At 51.9% G+C, this 24,600-nt stretch carries 21 protein-coding genes, 2 pseudogenes and 1 riboswitch; of the genes and pseudogenes, 14 read left to right on the forward strand and 9 right to left on the reverse strand.

The genetic code is table 11. The annotated features are described in order from the left end of the window. Position 1 precedes the first annotated feature (1 nt). Positions 2-1,726: an acetolactate synthase 3 large subunit gene (gene ilvI / locus HBM92_RS20115; protein ID WP_000425646.1), complete on the reverse strand. Its 1,725-nt coding sequence runs from the start codon at positions 1,724-1,726 to the stop codon at positions 2-4. Positions 1,727-1,844: 118 nt separating this feature from the next. Between ilvI and HBM92_RS25725 the strand changes: the two are divergent. Further along, positions 1,845-1,883, forward strand: a pseudogene (locus HBM92_RS25725) (hypothetical protein). 160 nt (positions 1,884-2,043) lie between these two features. Here the strand turns inward: HBM92_RS25725 and leuO are convergent. Next, entirely contained in the window at positions 2,044-2,988 is a 945-nt protein-coding gene (leuO, locus tag HBM92_RS20120; protein ID WP_001295767.1) for a transcriptional regulator LeuO, read from the reverse strand. 657 nt (positions 2,989-3,645) lie between these two features. On the opposite strand from leuO, the gene leuL reads away from it, so the two are divergent. From leuL to leuD, 5 genes are all read left to right on the forward strand, one after another. Then, positions 3,646-3,732: a leu operon leader peptide gene (leuL, locus tag HBM92_RS20125; RefSeq protein WP_001300467.1), complete on the forward strand. Its 87-nt coding sequence runs from the start codon at positions 3,646-3,648 to the stop codon at positions 3,730-3,732. Between the two features lie 90 nt (positions 3,733-3,822). Further along, on the forward strand, positions 3,823-5,394 hold the full coding sequence (leuA, locus tag HBM92_RS20130) for a 2-isopropylmalate synthase (protein WP_000082846.1): 1,572 nt from the start codon (positions 3,823-3,825) through the stop codon (positions 5,392-5,394). Then, a complete protein-coding gene (gene leuB, locus HBM92_RS20135) occupies positions 5,394-6,485 on the forward strand; it encodes a 3-isopropylmalate dehydrogenase (RefSeq protein WP_000042365.1) in 1,092 nt (363 codons plus the stop codon). The genes leuA and leuB overlap by 1 nt, the downstream gene beginning before the upstream one ends. 2 nt (positions 6,486-6,487) lie before the next feature. Continuing rightward, the gene (leuC, locus tag HBM92_RS20140) at positions 6,488-7,888 is read left to right on the forward strand and encodes a 3-isopropylmalate dehydratase large subunit (protein ID WP_001140652.1); all 1,401 of its coding nucleotides are present in this window, start codon (positions 6,488-6,490) and stop codon (positions 7,886-7,888) included. A gap of 10 nt (positions 7,889-7,898) precedes the next feature. After that, the gene (leuD, locus tag HBM92_RS20145; protein WP_000818231.1) at positions 7,899-8,504 is read left to right on the forward strand and encodes a 3-isopropylmalate dehydratase small subunit; all 606 of its coding nucleotides are present in this window, start codon (positions 7,899-7,901) and stop codon (positions 8,502-8,504) included. 107 nt (positions 8,505-8,611) lie between these two features. Here the strand turns inward: leuD and sgrT are convergent, their stop codons facing one another. Next, positions 8,612-8,743, reverse strand: coding sequence for a glucose uptake inhibitor SgrT (sgrT, locus tag HBM92_RS20150; RefSeq protein WP_001248768.1), 132 nt, complete (start codon positions 8,741-8,743; stop codon positions 8,612-8,614). 88 nt (positions 8,744-8,831) lie between these two features. Here sgrT and sgrR point away from each other — a divergent pair, with 88 nt between their 5' ends. The 4 genes from sgrR (at position 8,832) to thiQ (ending at position 13,902) form a co-directional block, all read left to right on the forward strand. Next, positions 8,832-10,487, forward strand: coding sequence for a DNA-binding transcriptional regulator SgrR (gene sgrR / locus HBM92_RS20155; protein WP_001314420.1), 1,656 nt, complete (start codon positions 8,832-8,834; stop codon positions 10,485-10,487). Positions 10,488-10,520: 33 nt separating this feature from the next. Then, a riboswitch (TPP riboswitch) is annotated at positions 10,521-10,620 on the forward strand. Between the two features lie 30 nt (positions 10,621-10,650). After that, positions 10,651-11,634, forward strand: a complete 984-nt coding sequence (thiB, locus tag HBM92_RS20160) for a thiamine ABC transporter substrate binding subunit (protein WP_000913263.1) — start codon at positions 10,651-10,653, stop codon at positions 11,632-11,634. Then, positions 11,610-13,220, forward strand: coding sequence for a thiamine/thiamine pyrophosphate ABC transporter permease ThiP (gene thiP / locus HBM92_RS20165; protein WP_000235679.1), 1,611 nt, complete (start codon positions 11,610-11,612; stop codon positions 13,218-13,220). The genes thiB and thiP overlap by 25 nt, the downstream gene beginning before the upstream one ends. Then, entirely contained in the window at positions 13,204-13,902 is a 699-nt protein-coding gene (thiQ, locus tag HBM92_RS20170; protein WP_000916321.1) for a thiamine ABC transporter ATP-binding protein ThiQ, read from the forward strand. The genes thiP and thiQ overlap by 17 nt, the downstream gene beginning before the upstream one ends. Before the next feature lie 113 nt (positions 13,903-14,015). Here thiQ and HBM92_RS20175 read toward each other — a convergent pair whose 3' ends face one another. The 6 genes and pseudogenes from HBM92_RS20175 to araC form a co-directional block, all read right to left on the reverse strand. Continuing rightward, positions 14,016-14,780 carry a DedA family protein gene (locus HBM92_RS20175; protein WP_001148381.1) on the reverse strand — a complete coding sequence of 255 codons (765 nt, stop codon included), beginning with the start codon at positions 14,778-14,780 and terminating at the stop codon, positions 14,016-14,018. 154 nt (positions 14,781-14,934) lie between these two features. Beyond that, positions 14,935-15,357, reverse strand: a complete 423-nt coding sequence (locus HBM92_RS20180) for a hypothetical protein (protein ID WP_000049682.1) — start codon at positions 15,355-15,357, stop codon at positions 14,935-14,937. Between the two features lie 6 nt (positions 15,358-15,363). Beyond that, a complete protein-coding gene (locus HBM92_RS20185) occupies positions 15,364-15,936 on the reverse strand; it encodes a hypothetical protein (protein WP_001537412.1) in 573 nt (190 codons plus the stop codon). A 41-nt stretch (positions 15,937-15,977) separates the two neighbouring features. Then, positions 15,978-16,211, reverse strand: coding sequence for a hypothetical protein (locus HBM92_RS25920; RefSeq protein WP_001327442.1), 234 nt, complete (start codon positions 16,209-16,211; stop codon positions 15,978-15,980). Positions 16,212-16,338: 127 nt separating this feature from the next. Continuing rightward, positions 16,339-16,478: pseudogene (locus tag HBM92_RS25490) on the reverse strand (IS630 family transposase); the annotation flags it as partial. A gap of 247 nt (positions 16,479-16,725) precedes the next feature. Continuing rightward, the gene (gene araC, locus HBM92_RS20195; protein WP_001350361.1) at positions 16,726-17,571 is read right to left on the reverse strand and encodes an arabinose operon transcriptional regulator AraC; all 846 of its coding nucleotides are present in this window, start codon (positions 17,569-17,571) and stop codon (positions 16,726-16,728) included. 338 nt (positions 17,572-17,909) lie between these two features. On the opposite strand from araC, the gene araB reads away from it, so the two are divergent. The 4 genes from araB to polB all read left to right on the forward strand — a co-directional run bounded on the left by araB (position 17,910) and on the right by polB (position 24,529). Further along, positions 17,910-19,610, forward strand: a complete 1,701-nt coding sequence (gene araB, locus HBM92_RS20200; protein WP_000951859.1) for a ribulokinase — start codon at positions 17,910-17,912, stop codon at positions 19,608-19,610. A 10-nt stretch (positions 19,611-19,620) separates the two neighbouring features. Beyond that, positions 19,621-21,123 carry an L-arabinose isomerase gene (gene araA / locus HBM92_RS20205; RefSeq protein WP_000151731.1) on the forward strand — a complete coding sequence of 501 codons (1,503 nt, stop codon included), beginning with the start codon at positions 19,621-19,623 and terminating at the stop codon, positions 21,121-21,123. 284 nt (positions 21,124-21,407) lie between these two features. Beyond that, positions 21,408-22,103 carry an L-ribulose-5-phosphate 4-epimerase gene (araD, locus tag HBM92_RS20210; RefSeq protein ID WP_000888695.1) on the forward strand — a complete coding sequence of 232 codons (696 nt, stop codon included), beginning with the start codon at positions 21,408-21,410 and terminating at the stop codon, positions 22,101-22,103. A gap of 74 nt (positions 22,104-22,177) precedes the next feature. Beyond that, positions 22,178-24,529: a DNA polymerase II gene (polB, locus tag HBM92_RS20215; protein WP_000035632.1), complete on the forward strand. Its 2,352-nt coding sequence runs from the start codon at positions 22,178-22,180 to the stop codon at positions 24,527-24,529. Positions 24,530-24,600: the final 71 nt, after the last annotated feature.

Here is a 24,600-nt window from a genome sequence, read left to right on the forward strand (position 1 = left end):
ATCAGGTTCTCTCCGTTTTGCTTAACCACATTTCATCCATTCCGCCCCCGCGAATCTGCATCGGGTAGACGTGCTCACTGCCATCGACGGTAACATCAACAAACACCAGACGATTATTGCGCACCTGTTCCAGCGCCTCGCTAAGTTTGCTTTCCAGTTCTTGCGGATGAGAGATCTGGATCCCGACGTGACCATAGGCTTCCGCCAGACGGACGAAGTCTGGTAAGGACTGCATATAAGATTGTGAATGACGGCCGGAATAGATCATGTCCTGCCACTGCTTCACCATCCCCAGATAGCGGTTATTGAGATTCACCACCAGTACGGGCAACTCATATTGCAACGCGGTAGACAGTTCCTGGATGTTCATCTGAATACTGCCGTCACCAGTGACGCAAACCACGGTTTCTTCTGGCAACGCCATTTTGACGCCCAGTGCCGCAGGTAAACCAAAACCCATCGTGCCGAGGCCGCCAGAGTTGATCCAGCGACGCGGTTTGTCGAATGGATAATAAAGCGCAGCAAACATCTGGTGCTGCCCGACATCGGACGTCACGTAAGCGTCCCCATTAGTCAACCGCCAAAGAGTCTCGATCACCGCCTGCGGTTTAATCTTTTCACTGTGAGTGTCATATTTCAGGCACTGACGAGCGCGCCACTGTTCAATCTGCTGCCACCAGTCGCGGATCTCATCCAGCGGTTGATGGGCGGATTCTTGCGACAGGAGTTCAAGCATTTGTTCGAGGACCTGGCGAGCATCCCCCACAATCGGGATATCAGCAGTCACGGTTTTAGAAATTGAGGTTGGATCAATATCGATATGCAGAACAGTGGCATTTGGGCAGTACTTTGCCAGATTGTTCGTCGTTCGGTCATCAAAACGTACCCCGACGGCGAAAATCACATCCGCGTTATGCATCGTCATATTGGCTTCGTAGGTACCGTGCATTCCCAACATGCCCAGTGCCTGGCGATGCGTTGCCGGAAACGCCCCCAGCCCCATCAAAGAGGAAACAACGGGCAGATTCAACACCTCCACCGCTTCTTTCAACTGCAGATGGCAGCCCGCCGTGATTGCCCCACCGCCTACGTAGACAACCGGTTTTTTTGCCGCCACCAGCGTTTGCAGAGCGCGCTTAATTTGCCCTTTATGCCCGGAGGTCGTGGGATTGTAAGAACGCATACTGACCGACTCCGGCCAGACATAGGGTAATTTGTTCGCCGGATTTAGGATATCTTTCGGTAAATCAACGACCACGGGTCCAGGACGACCACTTGCCGCTAGCCAGAAAGCCTTTTTCAGCACCTGCGGAATGTCTTCCGTTTGCTTAACCAGAAAACTGTGTTTAACCACCGGGCGAGAAATCCCCACCATGTCGCACTCCTGAAAGGCATCATAACCTATCAACGAGGTCGCTACCTGCCCGGAAAGGACAACTAATGGAATGGAATCCATATAAGCGGTGGCAATGCCAGTAATTGCATTGGTCGCCCCTGGACCCGACGTTACCAGCACGACGCCGACTTCCCCGGTCGCGCGCGCCAGACCATCGGCCATATGCACCGCCGCCTGCTCATGGCGAACTAAAACATGATCGATACCACCCACGGTATGCAATGCATCGTAAATATCAAGGACCGCGCCTCCAGGATAACCGAATACTTGTTTAACGCCCTGATCGATAAGCGATCGGACGACCATCTCGGCTCCAGACAACATCTCCATGGCCTGCCTCACTGTTTGACGGAAAAAATGTGTAAAACACATTAACCGTCCGATCTTGCTTAAGCAATTGGCAGACAGAGACATAAACACGGGGTAATAAGAATAAACAGGAGGAAAGGTGAAAAGAAACGATAAAATCCTCCATTACAGAGGATGAAATTGATAATAAATCGGCTGAATCCTACAACTTACAGCAATTTCTCTATTTTTTTAATTAATCCTAAAATAGAGAGCACAAACATTCAGAATAAAATTCTACATTCAATAAAAAATGCAGAATAAACCAGACATTGATGTCTGACCTATTCTGCATTCAGTTAGCGTTTGCAAATTGAGACTAATTGCTCTTCCATCCACTGATGGCCTTTATCGCGCCCGGCAGCTTCATGCCAGGAGAGATAACAGGTTCTGCTGTTTTGTTTTAACGGCAGCGGTAATACCTGTAACTCTAAGGATTCAGCGAACTCTTCAGCCAACCAACGCGGCGCAATAGCGACCAGATGCGTTTGCGACACCACGCTAAGTACGCTCATCATTGCCATGCCCTGATACGCGATACTGGCTTGCTTATCTACCGTGTCATACCAGGTTTGACTAAATGATGCGAAACGATCGAGCGAAACCGCAGCGTGTTGTTCGTTATAAACATCATGCTTCAGTAACGGGCCTTTAATTGTTGGATGATTTTTGCTGGCTACCAACACCATTTCATCTTTAAATAATGGCACACTGGTAAATTCAGGGCGATGGAAGTCTTCATAACTAATCACAAACTCCGTTTCCTGATAACGCAGCTGATGTTCAGTGTTCTGATTTAATGAAGACTTGAACATAACATGTATATTTGGCGCAATCTGCTCAATGTGATTATAAATCTGCGAGGTCAGAATGCTGTCTAACGGGCTGCAAACACAAAGATGAAATACACGTTCACTGCTCGCGGGTTCAAAACCTGAACCAGGCAATTCATTTTGTACTAGTTGCAATGCCTGACGAACTGAGCCAAAAAGTTGAAATGCGCGAGCAGTCGGTTGAATACCACGGCCATAACGAACAAAAAGCTCGTCATTAAACATCACCTTCAGGCGTGCAACAGCGTTACTGACCGCAGGTTGCGACATTCCCAGAGCATGAGCGGCACGGGTGATGTTTTGCTCCTGCATCACGGCATCGAAAACGGTTAATAAGTTGAGATCGACCATGCGTAGCTGTGGCTTGCTTAACTCCGCCGTCTCTGGATGATCTGTTTGTACCTCTGGCATACTTAACTCCACTGTCACACTTAACTCCCTTTCCCTTATTGGAATGCAGAGAAATAATCCTCGAGAATATGATTTATCATGCATATAAAATAAGAAAAAGCAAAATGAGTAAAATTAGGAAAACATAAAGATACAGGTTCTGATAAAAACAGAATCCACTGCCGAGCAAAGAGTCATTTACTACAGCATAATAATCCATAATGTTTTTGTTGCGAAAACAATCTAATCATAACTACCACGAATACTCAATCATCCACAAAATGGATTAAATGTGTTTTTTAATAATTAATTTATATGTTTAATGCATTAATTCTTAACATTAATTGATCAATAATATTCAGCAAATGAATATCAAAAAATTCGCAAAACATATAATTCAATACAAATCATCAGGATAGGTTTTGTAACGCGTGCATTTTATCCCCCTTTCCCTCGTTGATTAGATGCAAAAAATTATTCTGAAATATGTCAACCGATGAAAAGCATCGGCGGTTAAGCAGAAATTAATATCGCTTGTTTTAACCACCGCAGCACAATTAGCTAATTTTACGGATGCCGAACTCACAATGGCGTGACGTTTTTATTGCTTCAGGGTTGACATCCGTTTTTGTATCCAGTAACTCTAAAAGCATATCGCATTCATCTGGAGCTGATTTAATGACTCACATCGTTCGCTTTATCGGTCTACTACTACTAAACGCATCTTCTTTGCGCGGTAGACGAGTGAGCGGCATCCAGCATTAAGCCAGCACGCAGTCAAACAAAAACCCGCGCCATTGCGCGGGTTTTTTTATGCCCGAAGCGAGGCGCTCAAAAGAGACAAGGACCCAAACCATGAGCCAGCAAGTCATTATTTTCGATACCACATTGCGCGACGGTGAACAGGCGTTACAGGCAAGCTTGAGTGTGAAAGAAAAACTGCAAATTGCGCTGGCCCTTGAGCGTATGGGTGTTGACGTTATGGAAGTCGGTTTCCCCGTCTCTTCGCCGGGTGATTTTGAATCAGTGCAGACCATCGCTCGCCAGGTTAAAAACAGCCGTGTATGCGCGTTAGCTCGCTGCGTGGAAAAAGATATTGACGTGGCAGCCGAATCCCTGAAAGTCGCCGAAGCCTTCCGTATTCATACCTTTATTGCCACTTCGCCAATGCACATCGCCACCAAGCTGCGCAGCACGCTGGACGAAGTGATCGAACGCGCTATCTATATGGTGAAACGCGCCCGTAATTACACCGATGATGTTGAATTTTCTTGCGAAGATGCCGGACGCACCCCAATTGCCGATCTGGCGCGAGTGGTCGAAGCGGCGATTAATGCCGGTGCCACCACCATCAACATTCCGGACACCGTGGGCTACACCATGCCATTTGAGTTCGCCGGAATCATCAGCGGCCTGTATGAACGCGTACCCAACATCGACAAAGCCATTATTTCCGTACATACCCACGACGATTTGGGCCTGGCGGTCGGCAACTCACTGGCGGCGGTACATGCCGGAGCACGGCAGGTAGAAGGCGCAATGAACGGGATCGGCGAGCGTGCCGGTAACTGTTCCCTTGAAGAAGTCATCATGGCGATCAAAGTTCGTAAGGATATTCTCAACGTCCACACCGCCATCAATCACCAGGAGATATGGCGCACCAGCCAGTTAGTTAGCCAGATTTGTAATATGCCGATCCCGGCAAACAAAGCCATTGTTGGCAGCGGCGCATTCGCACACTCCTCCGGTATCCACCAGGATGGTGTACTGAAAAACCGCGAAAACTACGAAATCATGACACCAGAATCTATTGGTCTGAACCAAATCCAGCTGAATCTGACCTCTCGTTCGGGGCGTGCGGCGGTGAAACATCGCATGGATGAGATGGGATATAAAGAAAGTGAATATAATTTAGACAACCTGTACGACGCTTTCCTGAAGCTGGCGGACAAAAAAGGCCAGGTGTTTGATTACGATCTGGAGGCGCTGGCCTTCATCGGTAAGCAGCAAGAAGAGCCGGAGCATTTCCGTCTGGATTACTTCAGCGTGCAGTCAGGTTCTAACGATATTGCCACTGCCGCCGTCAAACTGGCCTGTGGCGAAGAAGTCAAAGCAGAAGCCGCCAACGGTAACGGTCCGGTCGATGCCGTCTACCAGGCGATAAACCGCATCACTGACTATAACGTCGAACTGGTGAAATACAGCCTGACCGCCAAAGGCCACGGTAAAGATGCGCTGGGTCAGGTGGATATTGTCGCCAACTACAACGGTCGCCGCTTCCACGGCGTCGGCCTGGCCACCGATATTGTCGAGTCCTCCGCCAAAGCCATGGTGCACGTACTGAACAATATCTGGCGTGCCGCAGAAGTCGAAAAAGAGTTGCAACGCAAAGCTCAACACAACGAAAACAACAAGGAAACCGTGTGATGTCGAAGAATTACCATATTGCCGTATTGCCGGGGGACGGTATTGGTCCGGAAGTGATGACCCAGGCGCTGAAAGTGCTGGATGCCGTGCGCAACCGATTTGCGATGCGTATCACCACCAGCCATTACGATGTAGGCGGCGCAGCCATTGATAACCACGGACAGCCGCTGCCGCCTGCGACGGTTGAAGGTTGTGAGCAAGCCGATGCCGTGCTGTTTGGCTCGGTAGGTGGTCCGAAGTGGGAACATTTGCCGCCAGACCAGCAACCAGAACGCGGCGCACTGCTGCCTTTGCGTAAACACTTCAAATTATTCAGCAATCTGCGTCCGGCAAAACTGTATCAGGGGCTGGAAGCGTTCTGCCCACTGCGTGCTGACATTGCCGCAAACGGCTTTGACATCCTGTGTGTGCGCGAACTGACCGGCGGCATCTATTTCGGTCAGCCAAAAGGCCGCGAAGGTAGCGGACAATATGAAAAAGCGTTTGATACCGAGGTGTACCACCGTTTTGAGATCGAGCGTATTGCCCGCATCGCATTTGAATCTGCCCGCAAGCGTCGCCACAAAGTCACCTCAATCGACAAAGCCAACGTGCTGCAATCCTCTATTTTATGGCGGGAGATCGTTAACGAGATCGCCACGGAATACCCGGACGTCGAACTGACGCATATGTACATCGACAACGCCACCATGCAGCTGATTAAAGATCCATCACAGTTTGACGTCTTGCTGTGCTCCAACCTGTTTGGCGACATTCTGTCTGATGAGTGCGCAATGATCACTGGCTCAATGGGGATGTTGCCTTCCGCCAGCCTGAACGAGCAAGGTTTTGGTCTGTATGAACCGGCGGGCGGCTCGGCACCCGATATCGCAGGTAAAAATATCGCCAACCCGATTGCACAAATTCTGTCGCTGGCGCTGCTGCTGCGTTACAGCCTGGATGCCGATGATGCGGCTTCCGCCATTGAACGCGCCATTAACCGCGCATTAGAAGAAGGCATTCGCACTGGGGATTTAGCCCGTGGCGCTGCCGCCGTTAGTACCGATGAAATGGGCGATATCATTGCCCGCTATGTGGCAGAAGGGGTGTAATCATGGCTAAGACGTTATACGAAAAATTATTCGACGCTCACGTAGTGTACGAAGCCGAAAACGAAACCCCGCTGTTATATATCGACCGCCACCTGGTGCATGAAGTGACCTCACCGCAGGCGTTCGATGGTCTGCGCGCCCACGGTCGCCCGGTACGTCAGCCGGGCAAAACCTTCGCCACCATGGATCACAACGTCTCTACCCAGACGAAAGACATTAATGCCTGCGGTGAAATGGCGCGCATCCAGATGCAGGAGCTGATCAAAAACTGCAAAGAATTTGGCGTCGAGCTGTATGACCTGAATCACCCGTATCAGGGGATCGTCCACGTAATGGGGCCGGAACAGGGCGTGACCTTGCCGGGGATGACCATTGTCTGCGGCGACTCACATACCGCCACCCACGGCGCGTTTGGCGCACTGGCCTTTGGTATCGGCACTTCCGAAGTTGAACACGTACTGGCAACGCAAACCCTGAAACAGGGCCGGGCGAAGACCATGAAAATTGAAGTCCAGGGCAAAGCCGCGCCGGGCATTACCGCAAAAGATATCGTGCTGGCAATTATTGGTAAAACCGGCAGCGCAGGCGGTACCGGGCATGTGGTGGAATTTTGCGGCGAAGCAATCCGTGATTTAAGCATGGAAGGTCGTATGACCCTGTGCAATATGGCAATCGAAATGGGCGCAAAAGCCGGTCTGGTTGCACCGGACGAAACCACCTTTAACTATGTTAAAGGCCGTCTGCATGCGCCGAAAGGCAAAGATTTCGACGACGCCGTTGCCTACTGGAAAACCCTGCAAACCGACGAAGGAGCAACTTTCGATACCGTTGTCACTCTGCAAGCAGAAGAGATTTCGCCGCAGGTCACCTGGGGCACCAATCCAGGCCAGGTGATTTCTGTGAACGACAATATTCCCGATCCGGCTTCGTTTGCCGATCCGGTTGAACGCGCGTCGGCAGAAAAAGCGCTGGCCTATATGGGGCTGAAACCGGGTATTCCGCTGACAGAAGTGGCTATCGACAAAGTGTTTATTGGTTCCTGTACTAACTCGCGTATTGAAGATTTACGCGCGGCAGCGGAAATCGCCAAAGGCCGGAAAGTCGCGCCAGGCGTACAAGCGCTGGTGGTTCCCGGCTCCGGTCCGGTTAAAGCCCAGGCGGAAGCGGAAGGTCTGGACAAAATTTTTATCGAAGCTGGTTTTGAATGGCGCTTGCCAGGTTGTTCAATGTGCCTGGCGATGAACAACGACCGCCTGAATCCGGGCGAACGTTGCGCCTCCACCAGCAACCGTAACTTTGAAGGCCGCCAGGGGCGCGGCGGGCGCACGCATCTGGTCAGTCCGGCAATGGCTGCCGCCGCGGCTGTGACCGGACATTTCGCCGACATTCGCAACATTAAATAAGGAGCACACCATGGCAGAGAAATTTATCAAACACACAGGCCTGGTGGTTCCGTTGGATGCCGCCAATGTCGATACCGATGCAATCATCCCGAAACAGTTTTTGCAGAAAGTGACCCGTACGGGTTTTGGCGCGCATCTGTTTAACGACTGGCGTTTTCTGGATGAAAAAGGCCAACAGCCAAACCCGGACTTCGTGCTGAACTTCCCGCAGTATCAGGGCGCTTCCATTTTGCTGGCACGAGAAAACTTCGGCTGCGGTTCCTCGCGTGAGCACGCGCCGTGGGCATTGACCGATTACGGTTTTAAGGTGGTGATTGCGCCGAGTTTTGCTGACATCTTCTACGGCAATAGCTTTAACAACCAGCTGCTGCCGGTGAAATTAAGCGATGCAGAAGTGGATGAGCTGTTTGCGCTGGTGAAAGCCAATCCGGGGATTCATTTTGATGTAGACCTGGAAGCGCAAGAGGTGAAAGCGGGAGAGAAAACTTATCGCTTTACCATCGATGCCTTCCGCCGCCACTGCATGATGAACGGTCTGGACAGCATCGGCCTGACTCTGCAGCACGACGATGCTATTGCGTCTTATGAAGAGAAGCAACCGGCGTTTATGCGTTAGTTTGTACACCGTCCGGCACTCAATCGCCAAAAAGAAAAAAGCCAGCAGATAATCACTGCTGGCGTGGCGATTAACACCAATACTCAGTCACACATGATGTCCGCAAATCAGTAGTCAGAATGACTCCCCTCCCACTGCATCAGCTCTTCAAGCATGGTTAATCGTTGTGGGACGCTTAACCAACGCAACCAGCACAACTTCGCTGTCGCGGTAAAATAGTGCTGATAAAACTGACGCATGGGGCACCTCCTTGCTTCATCGTTAGGAATTATTGACTTAATATAGGGAAAATAAAATTGCTGTCTTTTGCGCAGGAGTTCCCCTTTTATGCCATCTGCTCGTCTGCAACAACAGTTCATCCGCCTGTGGCAATGCTGCGAGGGTAAATCTCAGGAGACCACGCTCAACGAACTGGCAGCGTTACTGAGTTGCTCGCGTCGTCATATGCGCACCCTGCTCAACACCATGCAGGATCGCGGCTGGCTGACGTGGGAAGCGGAAGTCGGGCGCGGTAAACGTTCACGCCTGACATTCCTCTATACCGGGCTGGCGCTTCAGCAACAGCGGGCGGAAGACCTGCTGGAGCAGGATCGTATCGACCAACTAGTGCAGTTGGTTGGCGACAAAGCGACTGTGCGGCAAATGCTGGTTTCTCATCTGGGCCGCAGCTTCCGCCAGGGGCGGCACATCCTGCGCGTGCTCTACTATCGTCCGTTGCGTAATCTGCTACCTGGCAGCGCATTGCGCCGTTCTGAAACCCATATCGCCCGGCAAATCTTCAGTTCGCTAACGCGCATAAATGAGGAAAATGGGGAACTGGAAGCAGACATCGCACACCACTGGCAGCAAATATCACCGCTTCACTGGCGTTTCTTTTTGCGTCCAGGAGTCCATTTTCACCATGGTCGTGAACTGGAAATGGACGATGTGATCGCCTCTTTAAAACGAATCAATACGCTTCCGCTCTATTCGCATATTGCTAACATTGTGTCGCCGACGCCCTGGACGCTGGATATCCATCTCACGCAACCGGACCGCTGGTTGCCGTTACTGCTGGGGCAAGTTCCGGCAATGATCCTGCCGCGCGAATGGGAAACCCTCAGTAACTTTGCCAGCCATCCCATCGGCACCGGTCCGTATGCGGTGATCCGCAACAGCACCAATCAACTGAAAATTCAGGCATTCGATGACTTCTTCGGTTACCGGGCATTAATCGACGAAGTTAACGTCTGGGTTCTGCCGGAAATTGCCGACGAGCCAGCCGGAGGGCTGATGCTAAAAGGTCCACAGGGCGAGGAAAAAGAGATTGAAAGCCGCCTGGAGGAAGGTTGCTACTATTTACTGTTCGACAGCCGCACCCATCGAGGGGCGAATCAGCAAGTCAGAGACTGGGTAAGCTATGTGCTTTCTCCGACGAATCTGGTCTATTTCGCTGAGGAACAGTACCAGCAACTGTGGTTCCCGGCTTATGGACTGCTCCCCCGTTGGCACCATGCCCGCACCATAAAGAGCGAAAAACCGGCTGGTCTGGAAAGCCTCACCCTGACCTTTTATCAGGATCACAGCGAGCATCGGGTGATTGCCGGGATCATGCAGCAGATTCTGGCAAGTCACCAGGTCACGCTGGAAATCAAAGAGATCAGCTACGATCAGTGGCATGAAGGAGAGATCGAGAGCGATATCTGGCTTAACAGCGCCAACTTTACGCTGCCGCTGGATTTTTCGCTGTTCGCGCACTTGTGCGAGGTGCCGCTGCTCCAACACTGTATTCCGATCGACTGGCAAGCCGACGCCGCCCGCTGGCGCAATGGCGAAATGAACCTGGCGAACTGGTGCCAGCAACTGGTCGCCAGCAAAGCAATGGTGCCACTTATCCACCACTGGCTGATCATTCAGGGGCAACGTAGTATGCGCGGCCTGCGCATGAACACCCTCGGCTGGTTCGATTTTAAATCAGCGTGGTTTGCACCACCGGATCCATGATTGCTGGTTGATAACAAAATCACTACACTAACGCCGTTCTCAACGGGGTGCCACGCAGCCGCGTGCGCTGAGAAAATACCCGTCGAACCTGATCCGGATAACGCCGGCGAAGGGATTTGAGGCTCCTTCTCAAGTCCTTTGCCACTCTTTTGTGAGGTGCAAAGTGTTAAAAAAATGTCTTCCCCTGCTGTTGCTGTGCACAGCGCCTGTTTTCGCTAAACCTGTTCTGACTGTTTATACCTACGATTCCTTTGCCGCTGACTGGGGACCTGGTCCGGTAGTCAAAAAAGCCTTTGAAGCAGACTGTAATTGCGAACTGAAACTGGTGGCGCTGGAAGATGGCGTTTCGCTGCTCAACCGTCTACGGATGGAAGGCAAAAACAGCAAAGCCGATGTGGTGCTGGGGCTGGATAACAATCTGTTAGACGCCGCCAGCAAAACAGGGCTGTTTGCTAAAAGCGGTGTGGCAGCGGAAGCCGTTAACGTTCCTGGCGGCTGGAATAATGACACTTTCGTACCGTTTGATTACGGCTATTTCGCCTTCGTCTATGACAAGAACAAACTGAAAAATCCGCCGCAAAGCCTGAAAGAACTGGTTGAGAGCGATCAGAACTGGCGGGTGATTTATGAAGATCCACGTACCAGTACGCCGGGGCTGGGTCTGTTGCTATGGATGCAAAAAGTCTATGGCGATAACGCCCCGCAAGCCTGGCAGAAACTGGCGAAGAAAACTGTCACGGTCACCAAAGGCTGGAGCGAAGCCTACGGCCTGTTTTTAAAAGGCGAAAGCGATCTGGTACTGAGTTACACCACCTCTCCGGCTTATCACATTCTCGAAGAGAAGAAAGATAACTACGCCGCCACAAACTTTAGCGAAGGTCACTATCTGCAGGTGGAAGTTGCCGCCCGCACCGCTGCCAGCAAGCAGCCAGAGCTGGCGCAAAAATTCCTCCAGTTTATGGTTTCTCCGGCTTTTCAGAATGCGATCCCAACCGGCAACTGGATGTATCCGGTAGCAAACGTCACTCTGCCTGCAGGATTTGAACAATTGACCAAACCAGCCACCACGCTAGAGTTCACACCCGCCGAAGTGGCGGCACAACGTCAGGCATGGATTAGCGAATGGCAACGCGCCGTCAGCCGTTAATTCCCGGCTGGTTAATTCCAGGCGTAAGCGCCGCCACGCTGGTGGTAGCGGTTGCACTGGCGGCGTTTCTCGCCCTGTGGTGGAACGCGCCGCAGGGTGACTGGGTGGCAGTCTGGCAGGACAGCTACCTGTGGCATGTGGTGCGCTTCTCCTTCTGGCAGGCGTTTCTCTCGGCGCAGCTCTCTGTCGTACCCGCAATATTCCTCGCCCGCGCCCTCTATCGCAGGCGCTTTCCTGGGCGACAGATGCTGTTGCGTCTGTGCGCAATGACCTTGATCCTCCCGGTGCTGGTTGCTGTTTTCGGCATTCTTAGCGTCTATGGTCGCCAGGGCTGGCTGGCCTCGCTCTGGCAATCACTTGGTCTGGAGTGGACCTTTTCGCCCTACGGCCTGCAAGGCATTTTGCTGGCCCATGTGTTTTTTAATCTGCCGATGGCTAGCCGTTTATTACTCCAGGCACTGGAAAACATTCCCGGCGAACAACGTCAGCTTGCCGCCCAACTTGGGATGCGCGGCTGGCATTTTTTCCGTTTCGTCGAATGGCCGTGGTTACGGCGACAAATCCCGCCGGTTGCCGCACTAATCTTTATGCTCTGTTTCGCCAGCTTCGCCACCGTGCTATCGCTGGGCGGCGGTCCGCAGGCGACCACTATCGAGCTGGCAATCTATCAGGCACTGAGTTACGACTACGATCCTGCCCGCGCGGCAATGCTGGCGCTGATCCAGATGGTGTGCTGCCTCGGGCTGGTGCTGTTGAGTCAGCGATTGAGTAAGGCCATTGCGCCTGGTACCACACTGCTGCAAGGCTGGCGCGACCCGGACGATCGTCTGCATAGTCGCATTTGCGACACGGCGTTAATTGTGCTGGCGCTGCTGCTGTTGCTGCCACCGTTACTGGCGGTGATCGTCGATGGGGTAAATCGCCAGTTGCCGGAAGTGCTGGCACAACCGGTGCTGTGGCAGGCGCTGTGGACCTCGTTGCGTATTGCGCTGGCGGCAGGCGTATTGTGCGTAGTGCTGACCATGATGCTGCTATGGAGCAGTCGCGAACTTCGGGCGCGGCAGAAAATGCTGGCGGGTCAGGCGCTGGAGATGAGCGGCATGTTGATCCTCGCCATGCCGGGGATTGTGCTGGCTACGGGCTTCTTTTTACTGCTCAACAACACTATCGGCCTGCCGCAATCTGCTGACGGCATTGTGATTTTCACCAATGCGTTAATGGCAATCCCTTATGCGCTGAAAGTACTGGAAAACCCGATGCGCGATATCACCGCCCGCTACAGCATGTTGTGTCAGTCGCTGGGCATTGAAGGCTGGTCACGCTTAAAAGTGGTGGAGCTGCGCGCCCTGAAACGTCCACTGGCGCAGGCGCTGGCCTTTGCTTGTGTGCTGTCGATTGGTGATTTTGGCGTGGTGGCATTGTTCGGTAACGATGATTTCCGTACCCTGCCGTTTTATCTCTACCAGCAAATTGGCTCCTATCGCAGCCAGGACGGCGCGGTCACCGCGTTAATTCTGCTGCTGCTCTGTTTTCTGCTGTTTACCGTGATTGAAAAAATACCGGGGCGAAATGTTAAAACTGACTGATATCACCTGGCTTTACCAGCATTTGCCGATGCGTTTTAGCTTAACGGTGGAACGCGGCGAGCAGGTGGCGATCCTCGGGCCAAGCGGCGCGGGTAAAAGTACCCTGCTTAATTTGATCGCCGGTTTTCTGACGCCAGCCAGCGGTTTGCTGACTATCGACGACGTAGATCACACCACGACGCCGCCGTCACGCCGTCCGGTGTCGATGCTGTTTCAGGAGAACAACCTGTTCAGCCACCTGACGGTCGCGCAGAACATCGGGCTGGGGCTAAATCCGGGGTTGAAACTAAATGCGGCGCAGCAGAAGAAAATGCACGCGATTGCCCACCAGATGGGGATTGATAATTTAATGGCGCGGTTACCTGGCGAGCTTTCCGGCGGTCAACGACAGCGCGTGGCGTTAGCGCGTTGTCTGGTACGCGAACAGCCCATTTTATTGCTCGATGAACCGTTTTCCGCGCTCGATCCGGCGCTACGTCAGGAGATGCTGACGCTGGTGAGCACGAGCTGCCAACAGCAAAAAATGACGCTATTGATGGTGTCGCACAGTGTGGAAGATGCGGCGCGGATCGCCACGCGCTCGGTGGTGGTCGCCGACGGGCGTATCGCCTGGCAGGGTAAGACCGATGAGTTGTTGAGCGGTAAGGCGAGTGCTTCGGCGCTGTTGGGAATTAAAGGTTAATATGCACTGTCGGATGCGGCGTGAACGCCTTATCCGACCTACAGGTAGTGCGTTTTGTAGGCCTGATAAGACGCGGCAAGCGTCGCATCAGGCAACCCGCACAAGGCTATCCTCTAAACCCCAACCACTTTACGCAAAATATCGATATACACCGGCATCAACGGGTGGCGAATTAACACCACCAGCGCCACCACGCCGATGGCAGAAATCAACGGCGTCAGCCACAACAAACGACCGCGGGACAAATAATGACTCAAACGGTCAGTCGCTTTACCGCTGCGCCATAACCGCCAGCACAGCCAGCCTCCAACCCACAAAAACACCGCTGTTGCCAGCAGCAACCATTTAAACTCACCGCTCTGCATCCCGGCAGGAATATCGATCGCCGCACCCGCCAGAATCCCCGGCAGGAAGTAAAACGGTGGCCACAGCAAGCAGCCGATAATATTCGGCGTAATAAATTTTGCCACCGGGAGATCCAGCATTCCCGCCACCATTGGCACCAGCGGACGCGTCGGGCCGACAAAACGACCGACCAGAATGGTGAACATGCTGTGCTGATGCAGCGCATGTTCGGTTTTATCGAGTAATGCTTTGTTCTTCTTCAGAAATGACCAGCGATGCAACGGCTTTTTAAAACGCCAGCCCAGCCAGAAGGAGATCCAGTCGCCCAGCAGGCAACCGACGATCCCTGCCAGCCAGGCGTGCCAGAAACTTAACTCGCCGCTGCCAATCAGTGCTCCCAGCCCCGCCATCAGCACCGTACCGGGTAGAATCAAACCGACCAGCGCCAGCGACTCCAGAAAGGCCACCAATAACACCGCCATCAATGAATACACGGTAGATTGGGTAATAAAGTGTTCCAGCAATGCTTGCATAATGTGCCTGTCAAATGGACGAAGCAGGGATTCTGCAAACCCTATGCTACTCCGTCAAGCCGTCAATTATCTGATTCGTTACCAATTATGACAACTTGACGGCTACATCATTCACTTTTTCTTCACAACCGGCACAAAAGACACCCTCTGCCTATCATTCGATAGTCTCAAAATATTCCACCTGCAGAGAATCACGGTGCTCAATGACGCAATAACGCTGGAAATTATTTGCATAATCACTTTTATCATGAAAAAACCATATACAATCGTTTTGTAGACTCGGTCCCATTCTTTTCAAAAAATCTATTAGCTTTGCTTTCTGAAGAAAAATGTTATCTATATTTCGCCATGTAACAATCACTCTTGTTTGCATATCATCAACATTATAGTAATAGCTATACTCGGCTACGTTTGATATGTTTGGCAAATTTCGCAAACTCTCTGGCGTATAAAGGAAAAATGGGGAAAGTTCATGCTGTGTATAGTGATGTTCCTTTGACATCAATGAGATATAAGCATAGAAAAATATAAAGAATAAAACTAAAAATGATAATAAAATATAAATATATTTTGACATCTCTACTCACGACCTGTGCGGATAATGAGGGTTTAAGAAAAGAAAAAGCGGTCTTTCAAAGGGAGATTCTGAAAACTTTATAGCTCCCGAACTTGATAATGAACTATACAACTCATGATTTATTCTGTTTTTATCTTTATAATAATTAGTAACAGGTCTATTATTATATTGATTATATAACAATGTTGAAAAAGACTCATCTAATGGCTTTATATAATTTAACCATTCTGGAAGCTTCTTTTTTATTAGTTGATTTTTTTTAAAAGGAGGATGGGTTGTAAATAAGAATGGCGTAAACTCAGTATTTTTAAAATTCCCTGGCGCTCCATATGTATCCCATATTTGTAAGGCTTTTGTGTAAGATAAAGGTTTTGCCAATAAAAGTGGATCGGGGCCTGTTCCAAATACACGATAAAAACCAATCAAGTCTGAGACTAAATCTTCTGCACTAAATCCGCTATCAGTATACCAGTTAAAAATAAATGAGTTTTGCCATGCTTCAAACCTCTTCGCAGTTCCATACATTAACGTTAAGGCAACTCTTGCTTTAAGAGTGGGTGAAAGACATGAACGAACCATAACCTTCGTATAAACACCGGTATGAAATGTAAGATCTACTCCTAATATTTTTTCCGAATTCCCATTTCCTGATGATAATCAACAGGAAAATACCAATCATGAAATTCATCGTAATATGTTGAAAAATGTTCTTGCTCCAATTTTCTTTTTAATATTCTGGCATCTTGTCCCTGAGCATGCCCCAAATCGATCCAACCTAACTCTTCGGTATAAACTAATCCATACTTTTTCGTTGTTGCAAATATTCCATCAGTAATATCGTTACGTTTGCTCATCACAATCTCCCCTCAAAAAAAACGTATAGCAAATAATATCAATAAGGAAAAATATTATTTTTCAATATTTTTTTGTATACAATTCATTTTATGAATGAATTTACAAAGATAGCTGCGCCTGATGCCGCTACACTTTTGCCAGACCATGTTCTCCTCTGAGGGAGTAACTGGCGTTTTTCATAGAATGCCGTACTTTTTTCAACAACTGCCACATCGAACGGCATTTATGGTGGCGTGAAGTGCCTGCCATAACCGCTCAATGTGGTGTTCCTACGATGAACAAACCGCTTGATATATTCTCCTGATGCAACCGGACAATATGTTCATGATGGGTATCCCGATACATAAGCCTTCGTTTTATTTTTACAAAAAGAAATCGTTGTCGATATTTTATCAAGAAAAAAAATAATTCAGGTAAAACGATTCAACTAAAAATAACTAAAATTAATCCCCCGTGAAATATATAAATAACGTCAGATGAAGAAAGCAAGGGGGTTCCCCCCCTTCTTTCTTATTATTCACAACCTGCCCTAAACTCGCTCGGACTCGCCCCGGTGCATTTTTTAAATACTCGCGAGAAATAGAGTTGATCGTCAAAACCGACATTGCGACCGACGGTGGCGATAGGCATCCGGGTGGTGCTCAAAAGCAGCTTCGCCTGACTGATGCGCTGGTCCTCGCGCCAGCTTAATACGCTAATCCCTAACTGCTGGCGGAACAAATGCGACAGACGCGACGGCGACAGGCAGACATGCTGTGCGACGCTGGCGATATCAAAATTACTGTCTGCCAGGTGATCGCTGATGTACTGACAAGCCTCGCGTACCCGATTATCCATCGGTGGATGGAGCGACTCGTTAATCGCTTCCATGCGCCGCAGTAACAATTGCTCAAGCAGATTTATCGCCAGCAATTCCGAATAGCGCCCTTCCCCTTGTCCGGCATTAATGATTTGCCCAAACAGGTCGCTGAAATGCGGCTGGTGCGCTTCATCCGGGCGAAAGAAACCGGTATTGGCAAATATCGACGGCCAGTTAAGCCATTCATGCCAGTAGGCGCGCGGACGAAAGTAAACCCACTGGTGATACCATTCGTGAGCCTCCGGATGACGACCGTAGTGATGAATCTCTCCAGGCGGGAACAGCAAAATATCACCCGGTCGGCAGACAAATTCTCGTCCCTGATTTTTCACCACCCCCTGACCGCGAATGGTGAGATTGAGAATATAACCTTTCATTCCCAGCGGTCGGTCGATAAAAAAATCGAGATAACCGTTGGCCTCAATCGGCGTTAAACCCGCCACCAGATGGGCGTTAAACGAGTATCCCGGCAGCAGGGGATCATTTTGCGCTTCAGCCATACTTTTCATACTCCCGCCATTCAGAGAAGAAACCAATTGTCCATATTGCATCAGACATTGCCGTCACTGCGTCTTTTACTGGCTCTTCTCGCTAACCCAACCGGTAACCCCGCTTATTAAAAGCATTCTGTAACAAAGCGGGACCAAAGCCATGACAAAAACGCGTAACAAAAGTGTCTATAATCACGGCAGAAAAGTCCACATTGATTATTTGCACGGCGTCACACTTTGCTATGCCATAGCATTTTTATCCATAAGATTAGCGGATCCAGCCTGACGCTTTTTTTCGCAACTCTCTACTGTTTCTCCATACCCGTTTTTTTGGATGGAGTGAAACGATGGCGATTGCAATTGGCCTCGATTTTGGCAGTGATTCTGTGCGAGCTTTGGCGGTGGACTGCGCCACCGGTGAAGAGATCGCCACCAGCGTAGAGTGGTATCCCCGTTGGCAGAACGGGCAATTTTGTGATGCCCCGAATAACCAGTTCCGTCATCATCCGCGTGACTACATTGAGTCAATGGAAGCGGCGCTGAAAACTGTGCTTGCAGAGCTTAGCGTCGAACAGCGCGCAGCTGTGGTCGGGATTGGCGTTGACACAACCGGCTCGACGCCCGCACCGATTGACGCCGACGGTAACGTCCTGGCGCTGCGCCCGGAGTTTGCCGAAAACCCGAACGCGATGTTCGTATTGTGGAAAGACCACACCGCGGTTGAAGAAGCGGAAGAGATTACCCGTTTGTGCCACGCGCCGGGCAACGTTGACTACTCCCGCTATATTGGCGGTATTTATTCCAGCGAATGGTTCTGGGCAAAAATCCTGCATATAACTCGCCAGGACAACGCCGTGGCACAATCTGCCGCATCGTGGATTGAGCTGTGCGACTGGGTGCCAGCTCTGCTTTCCGGTACCACCCGCCCGCAGGATATTCGTCGCGGACGTTGCAGCGCCGGGCATAAATCTCTATGGCACGAAAGCTGGGGTGGCCTGCCGCCAGCCAGTTTCTTTGATGAGCTGGACCCGATCCTCAACCGTCATTTACCTTCCCCGCTGTTCACTGAAACCTGGACTGCCGATATTCCGGTGGGCACCTTATGCCCGGAATGGGCGCAGCGTCTCGGCCTGCCTGAAAGCGTGGTGATTTCCGGCGGCGCGTTTGACTGCCATATGGGCGCAGTTGGCGCAGGCGCACAGCCTAACGCACTGGTAAAAGTTATCGGTACTTCCACCTGCGACATTCTGATTGCCGACAAACAGAGCGTTGGCGAGCGGGCAGTGAAAGGTATTTGCGGTCAGGTTGATGGCAGCGTGGTGCCTGGATTTATCGGTCTGGAAGCAGGCCAATCGGCGTTTGGGGATATCTACGCCTGGTTCGGTCGCGTACTCGGCTGGCCGCTGGAACAGCTTGCCGCCCAGCATCCGGAACTGAAAGAGCAAATCAACGCCAGCCAGAAACAACTGCTTCCGGCGCTGACCGAAGCATGGGCCAAAAATCCGTCTCTGGATCACCTGCCGGTGGTGCTCGACTGGTTTAACGGCCGCCGCACACCGAACGCTAACCAACGCCTGAAAGGGGTGATTACCGATCTGAACCTCGCTACCGACGCTCCGCTGCTGTTCGGCGGTTTGATTGCCGCCACCGCCTTTGGCGCACGCGCAATTATGGAGTGCTTCACCGCTCAGGGGATCGCCGTCAATAACGTGATGGCACTGGGCGGCATCGCGCGCAAAAACCAGGTCATTATGCAGGCCTGCTGCGACGTGCTGAATCGCCCGCTGCAAATTGTTGCTTCTGACCAATGTTGCGCGCTCGGTGCGGCGATTTTCGCTGCCGTCGCCGCGAAAGTGCACGCAGACATCCCATCAGCCCAGCAAAAAATGGCCAGTGCGGTAGAGAAAACCCTGCAACCGCGCAACGAACAGGCACAACGCTTTGAACAGCTTTATCGCCGCTATCAGCAATGGGCGATGAGCGCCGAACAACACTATCTTCCAACTTCCGCCCCGGCACAGGCTGACCAGGCCGTTCCGACTCTATAAGGACACGATAATGACGATTTTTGATAATTATGAAGTGTGGTTTGTCATTGGCAGCCAGCATCTTTACGGCCCGGAGACTCTGCGCCAGGTGACGCAACATGCGGAACACGTTGTTAATGCACTGAATACAGAAGCGAAGTTGCCCTGCAAACTGGTGCTGAAACCGCTGGGCACCACGCCGGATGAAATCACCGCTATTTGCCGCGACGCGAATTACGACGATCGTTGCGCTGGTCTGGTGGTGTGGCTGCACACCTTCTCCCCGGCCAAAATGTGGATCAACGGCCTGACCATGCTCAACAAACCGTTGCTGCAATTCCACACCCAGTTCAACGCGGCGCTGCCGTGGGACAGCATCGACATGGACTTTATGAACCTGAACCAGACCGCGCATGGCGGTCGCGAGTTCGGCTTCATCGGCGCGCGTATGCGTCAGCAACATGCCGTTGTTACCGGTCACTGGCAGGATAAACAAGCACATGAGCGTATTGGCTCCTGGATGCGTCAGGCGGTCTCTAAACAGGATACCCGTCATCTGAAAGTCTGCCGTTTTGGCGATAACATGCGTGAAGTAGCGGTCACCGATGGCGATAAAGTTGCCGCACAGATCAAGTTTGGTTTCTCCGTCAATACCTGGGCGGTTGGCGATCTGGTGCAGGTGGTGAACTCCATAAGCGACGGCGATGTTAACGCGCTGGTCGATGAGTACGAAAGCTGCTACACCATGACACCTGCCACACAAATCCACGGCGAAAAACGACAGAACGTGCTGGAAGCGGCGCGTATTGAGCTGGGGATGAAGCGTTTCCTGGAACAAGGTGGCTTCCACGCTTTCACTACTACCTTTGAAGATTTGCACGGCCTGAAACAGCTTCCGGGTCTGGCCGTACAGCGTCTGATGCAGCAGGGCTACGGCTTTGCGGGCGAAGGCGACTGGAAAACTGCCGCCCTGCTTCGCATCATGAAGGTGATGTCAACCGGTCTGCAGGGCGGCACCTCCTTTATGGAGGACTACACCTATCACTTCGAGAAAGGTAATGACCTGGTACTCGGCTCCCATATGCTGGAAGTCTGTCCGTCGATCGCTGTGGAAGAGAAACCGATCCTCGACGTTCAGCATCTCGGTATTGGCGGTAAAGACGATCCTGCCCGCCTGATCTTCAACACTCAAACCGGTCCAGCCATTGTCGCCAGCCTGATTGATCTCGGCGATCGTTACCGTCTGCTGGTTAACTGCATCGACACGGTGAAAACACCGCACTCCCTGCCGAAACTGCCGGTGGCGAATGCGCTGTGGAAAGCGCAACCGGATCTGCCGAGCGCTTCCGAAGCGTGGATCCTTGCCGGTGGCGCGCACCATACCGTCTTCAGCCATGCGCTGAACCTCAACGATATGCGCCAGTTCGCCGAGATGCACGACATTGAAATCACAGTGATTGATAACGATACCCGCCTTCCAGCGTTTAAAGACGCGCTGCGCTGGAACGAAGTGTATTACGGATTTCGTCGCTAAGTAGCCGCATCAGGTATGTAACGCCTGATGCGACGCTGACGCGTCTTATCAGGCCTACGCGTTCCGGATTTGTAGGCCGGATAAGCAAAGCGCATCCGGCATTCACCGCCTGATGCGGCGCTGGCGCGTCTTATCAGGCCTACGCGTTCCGGATTTGTAGGCCGGATAAGCAAAGCGCATCCGGCATTCACCGCCTGATGCGACGCCGACGCGTCTTATCAGGCCTACACGCTGCGATTTTGTAGGCCGGATAAGCAAAGCGCATCCGGCACGAAGGAGTCAACATGTTAGAAGATCTCAAACGCCAGGTATTAGAAGCCAACCTGGCGCTGCCAAAACACAACCTGGTCACGCTCACCTGGGGCAATGTCAGCGCCGTTGATCGCGGGCGCGGCGTCCTGGTGATCAAACCTTCCGGCGTCGACTACAGCATCATGACCGCTGACGATATGGTCGTGGTCAGCATCGAAACCGGTGAAGTGGTTGAAGGTACGAAAAAGCCCTCCTCCGACACGCCAACTCACCGGCTGCTCTATCAGGCATTCCCGTCTATTGGCGGCATTGTGCACACACACTCGCGCCACGCCACCATCTGGGCGCAGGCGGGCCAGTCGATTCCAGCAGCCGGCACCACCCACGCCGACTATTTCTACGGCACCATTCCCTGCACCCGCAAAATGACCGACGCAGAAATCAACGGTGAATATGAGTGGGAAACCGGTAACGTCATCGTAGAAACCTTCGAAAAACAGGGTATCAATGCAGCGCAAATGCCCGGCGTGCTGGTCCATTCTCACGGCCCATTTGCATGGGGAAAAAACGCCGAAGATGCGGTGCATAACGCCATCGTGCTGGAAGAAGTCGCTTATATGGGGATATTCTGCCGTCAGTTAGCGCCGCAGTTACCGGATATGCAGCAAACGCTGCTGGATAAACACTATCTGCGTAAGCATGGCGCGAAGGCATATTACGGGCAGTAATGACTGTATAAAACCACAGCCAATCAAACGAAACCAGGCTATAATCAAGCCTGGTTTTTTATTGGATTTTCAGCGTGGCGCAGGCAGGTTTTATCTTAACCCGACACTGGCGGGACACCCCGCAAGGAACCGAAGTTTCCTTTTGGTTAGCGACGGACAACGGGCCGTTGCAGGTTACGCTTGCGCCGCAAGAGTCCGTGGCGTTTATTCCCGCCGATCAGGTTCCCCGCGCCCAGCATATTTTGCAGGGTGAGCAAGGCTTTCGCCTGACGCCGCTGGCGTTAAAGGATTTTCATCGCCAGCCGGTGTATGGCCTTTACTGTCGCGCCCATCGCCAGTTGATGAATTACGAAAAGCGCCTGCGTGAAGCTGGCGTTACCGTCTACGAGGCCGATGTGCGCCCGCCAGAACGCTATCTGATGGAGCGGTTTATCACCTCGCCAGTGTGGGTCGAGGGTGATATGCGCAACGGCGCTATCGTTAATGCCCGTCTGAAACAGCATCCCGACTATCGTCCGCCGCTCAAGTGGGTTTCTATTGATATTGAAACCACCCGCCACGGTGAGCTGTACTGCATCGGCCTGGAAGGTTGCGGGCAGCGTATCGTTTATATGCTGGGGCCAGAGAATGGCGACGCCTCCGCGCTCGATTTTGAACTGGAATACGTCGCCAGCCGCCCGCTGCTACTGGAAAAACTTAACGCCTGGTTTGCGACTCATGATCCTGATGTGATCATCGGTTGGAACGTGGTGCAGTTCGATCTGCGAATGCTGCAAAAACATGCCGAGCGTTACCGTATTCCGCTGCGTCTGGGGCGTGATAACAGCGAGTTGGAGTGGCGCGAGCACGGCTTTAAAAACGGCGTCTTTTTTGCTCAGGCCAAAGGGCGACTGATTATCGACGGTATCGAGGCGCTGAAATCCGCGTTCTGGAATTTCTCTTCATTCTCGCTGGAAACCGTCGCTCAGGAGTTATTAGGCGAAGGAAAATCTATCGATAACCCGTGGGATCGAATGGACGAAATTGACCGCCGTTTCGCCGAAGATAAGCCTGCGCTGGCAACTTATAACCTGAAAGATTGCGAGCTGGTGACGCAGATCTTCCACAAAACTGAAATCATGCCGTTTTTGCTCGAACGGGCGACGGTGAACGGCCTGCCGGTAGATCGACACGGCGGTTCGGTGGCAGCGTTTGGTCATCTCTATTTTCCCCGTATGCATCGCGCTGGTTATGTCGCGCCTAATCTCGGCGAAGTGCCGCCGCACGCCAGCCCTGGCGGCTACGTGATGGATTCGCGACCTGGGCTTTATGATTCGGTGCTGGTGCTGGACTACAAAAGCCTGTACCCGTCGATCATCCGCACCTTTCTGATTGATCCCGTCGGACTGGTGGAAGGCATGGCGCAGCCTGATCCAGAGCACAGTACCGAAGGTTTTCTCGATGCCTGGTTCTCACGGGAGAAACATTGCCTGCCGGAGATTGTGACTAACATCTGGCACGGGCGCGATGAAGCCAAACGTCAGAGTAATAAGCCGCTTTCGCAGGCGCTGAAGATCATTATGAATGCCTTTTATGGTGTGCTCGGCACCACCGCCTGCCGTTTCTTCGATCCACGCCTGGCATCGTCGATCACCATGCGTGGTCATCAGATCATGCGGCAAACCAAAACGTTGATTGAAGCGCAGGGCTATGATGTTATCTACGGCGATACCGACTCAACGTTTGTCTGGCTGAAAGGTGCACATTCGGAAGAAGAAGCAGCGAAAATCGGTCGTGCACTGGTGCAGCACGTTAACGCCTGGTGGGCGGAAACGCTGCAAAAACAACGGCTGACCAGCGCACTGGAACTGGAGTATGAAACCCATTTCTGCCGTTTTCTGATGCCAACCATTCGCGGGGCCGATACCGGCAGCAAAAAGCGCTACGCCGGACTGATTCAGGAGGGCGACAAACAGCGGATGGTGTTTAAAGGGCTGGAAACCGTGCGCACCGACTGGACGCCGCTGGCCCAGCAGTTTCAGCAGGAGCTGTACCTGCGTATCTTCCGCAACGAGCCATATCAGGAATACGTGCGCGAAACCATCGACAAGCTGATGGCGGGCGAACTGGACACGCAGCTGGTTTACCGTAAACGCCTTCGCCGTCCTCTGAGCGAATATCAGCGTAATGTTCCGCCTCATGTACGCGCCGCTCGCCTTGCCGATGAAGAAAACCATAAGCGCGGTCGCCCCTTGCAATATCAGAACCGCGGCACCATTAAGTACGTATGGACCACCAACGGCCCGGAGCCGCTGGACTACCAACGTTCACCACTGGATTACGAACACTATCTGACCCGCCAGCTACAACCCGTGGCGGAGGGAATACTCCCTTTTATTGAGGATAATTTTGCTACACTTATGACCGGGCAACTTGGGCTATTTTGAGCAAAAAAAAGAGTTCGCCAGATACCATTTTGATGCGTGACGAATGCTTTGCCATCCAGTACCATAGCGCC

The organism is Escherichia sp. E.sYA108, assembly GCF_011754335.1.
GTDB classification, from domain to species: Bacteria; Pseudomonadota; Gammaproteobacteria; order Enterobacterales; family Enterobacteriaceae; genus Escherichia; species Escherichia coli.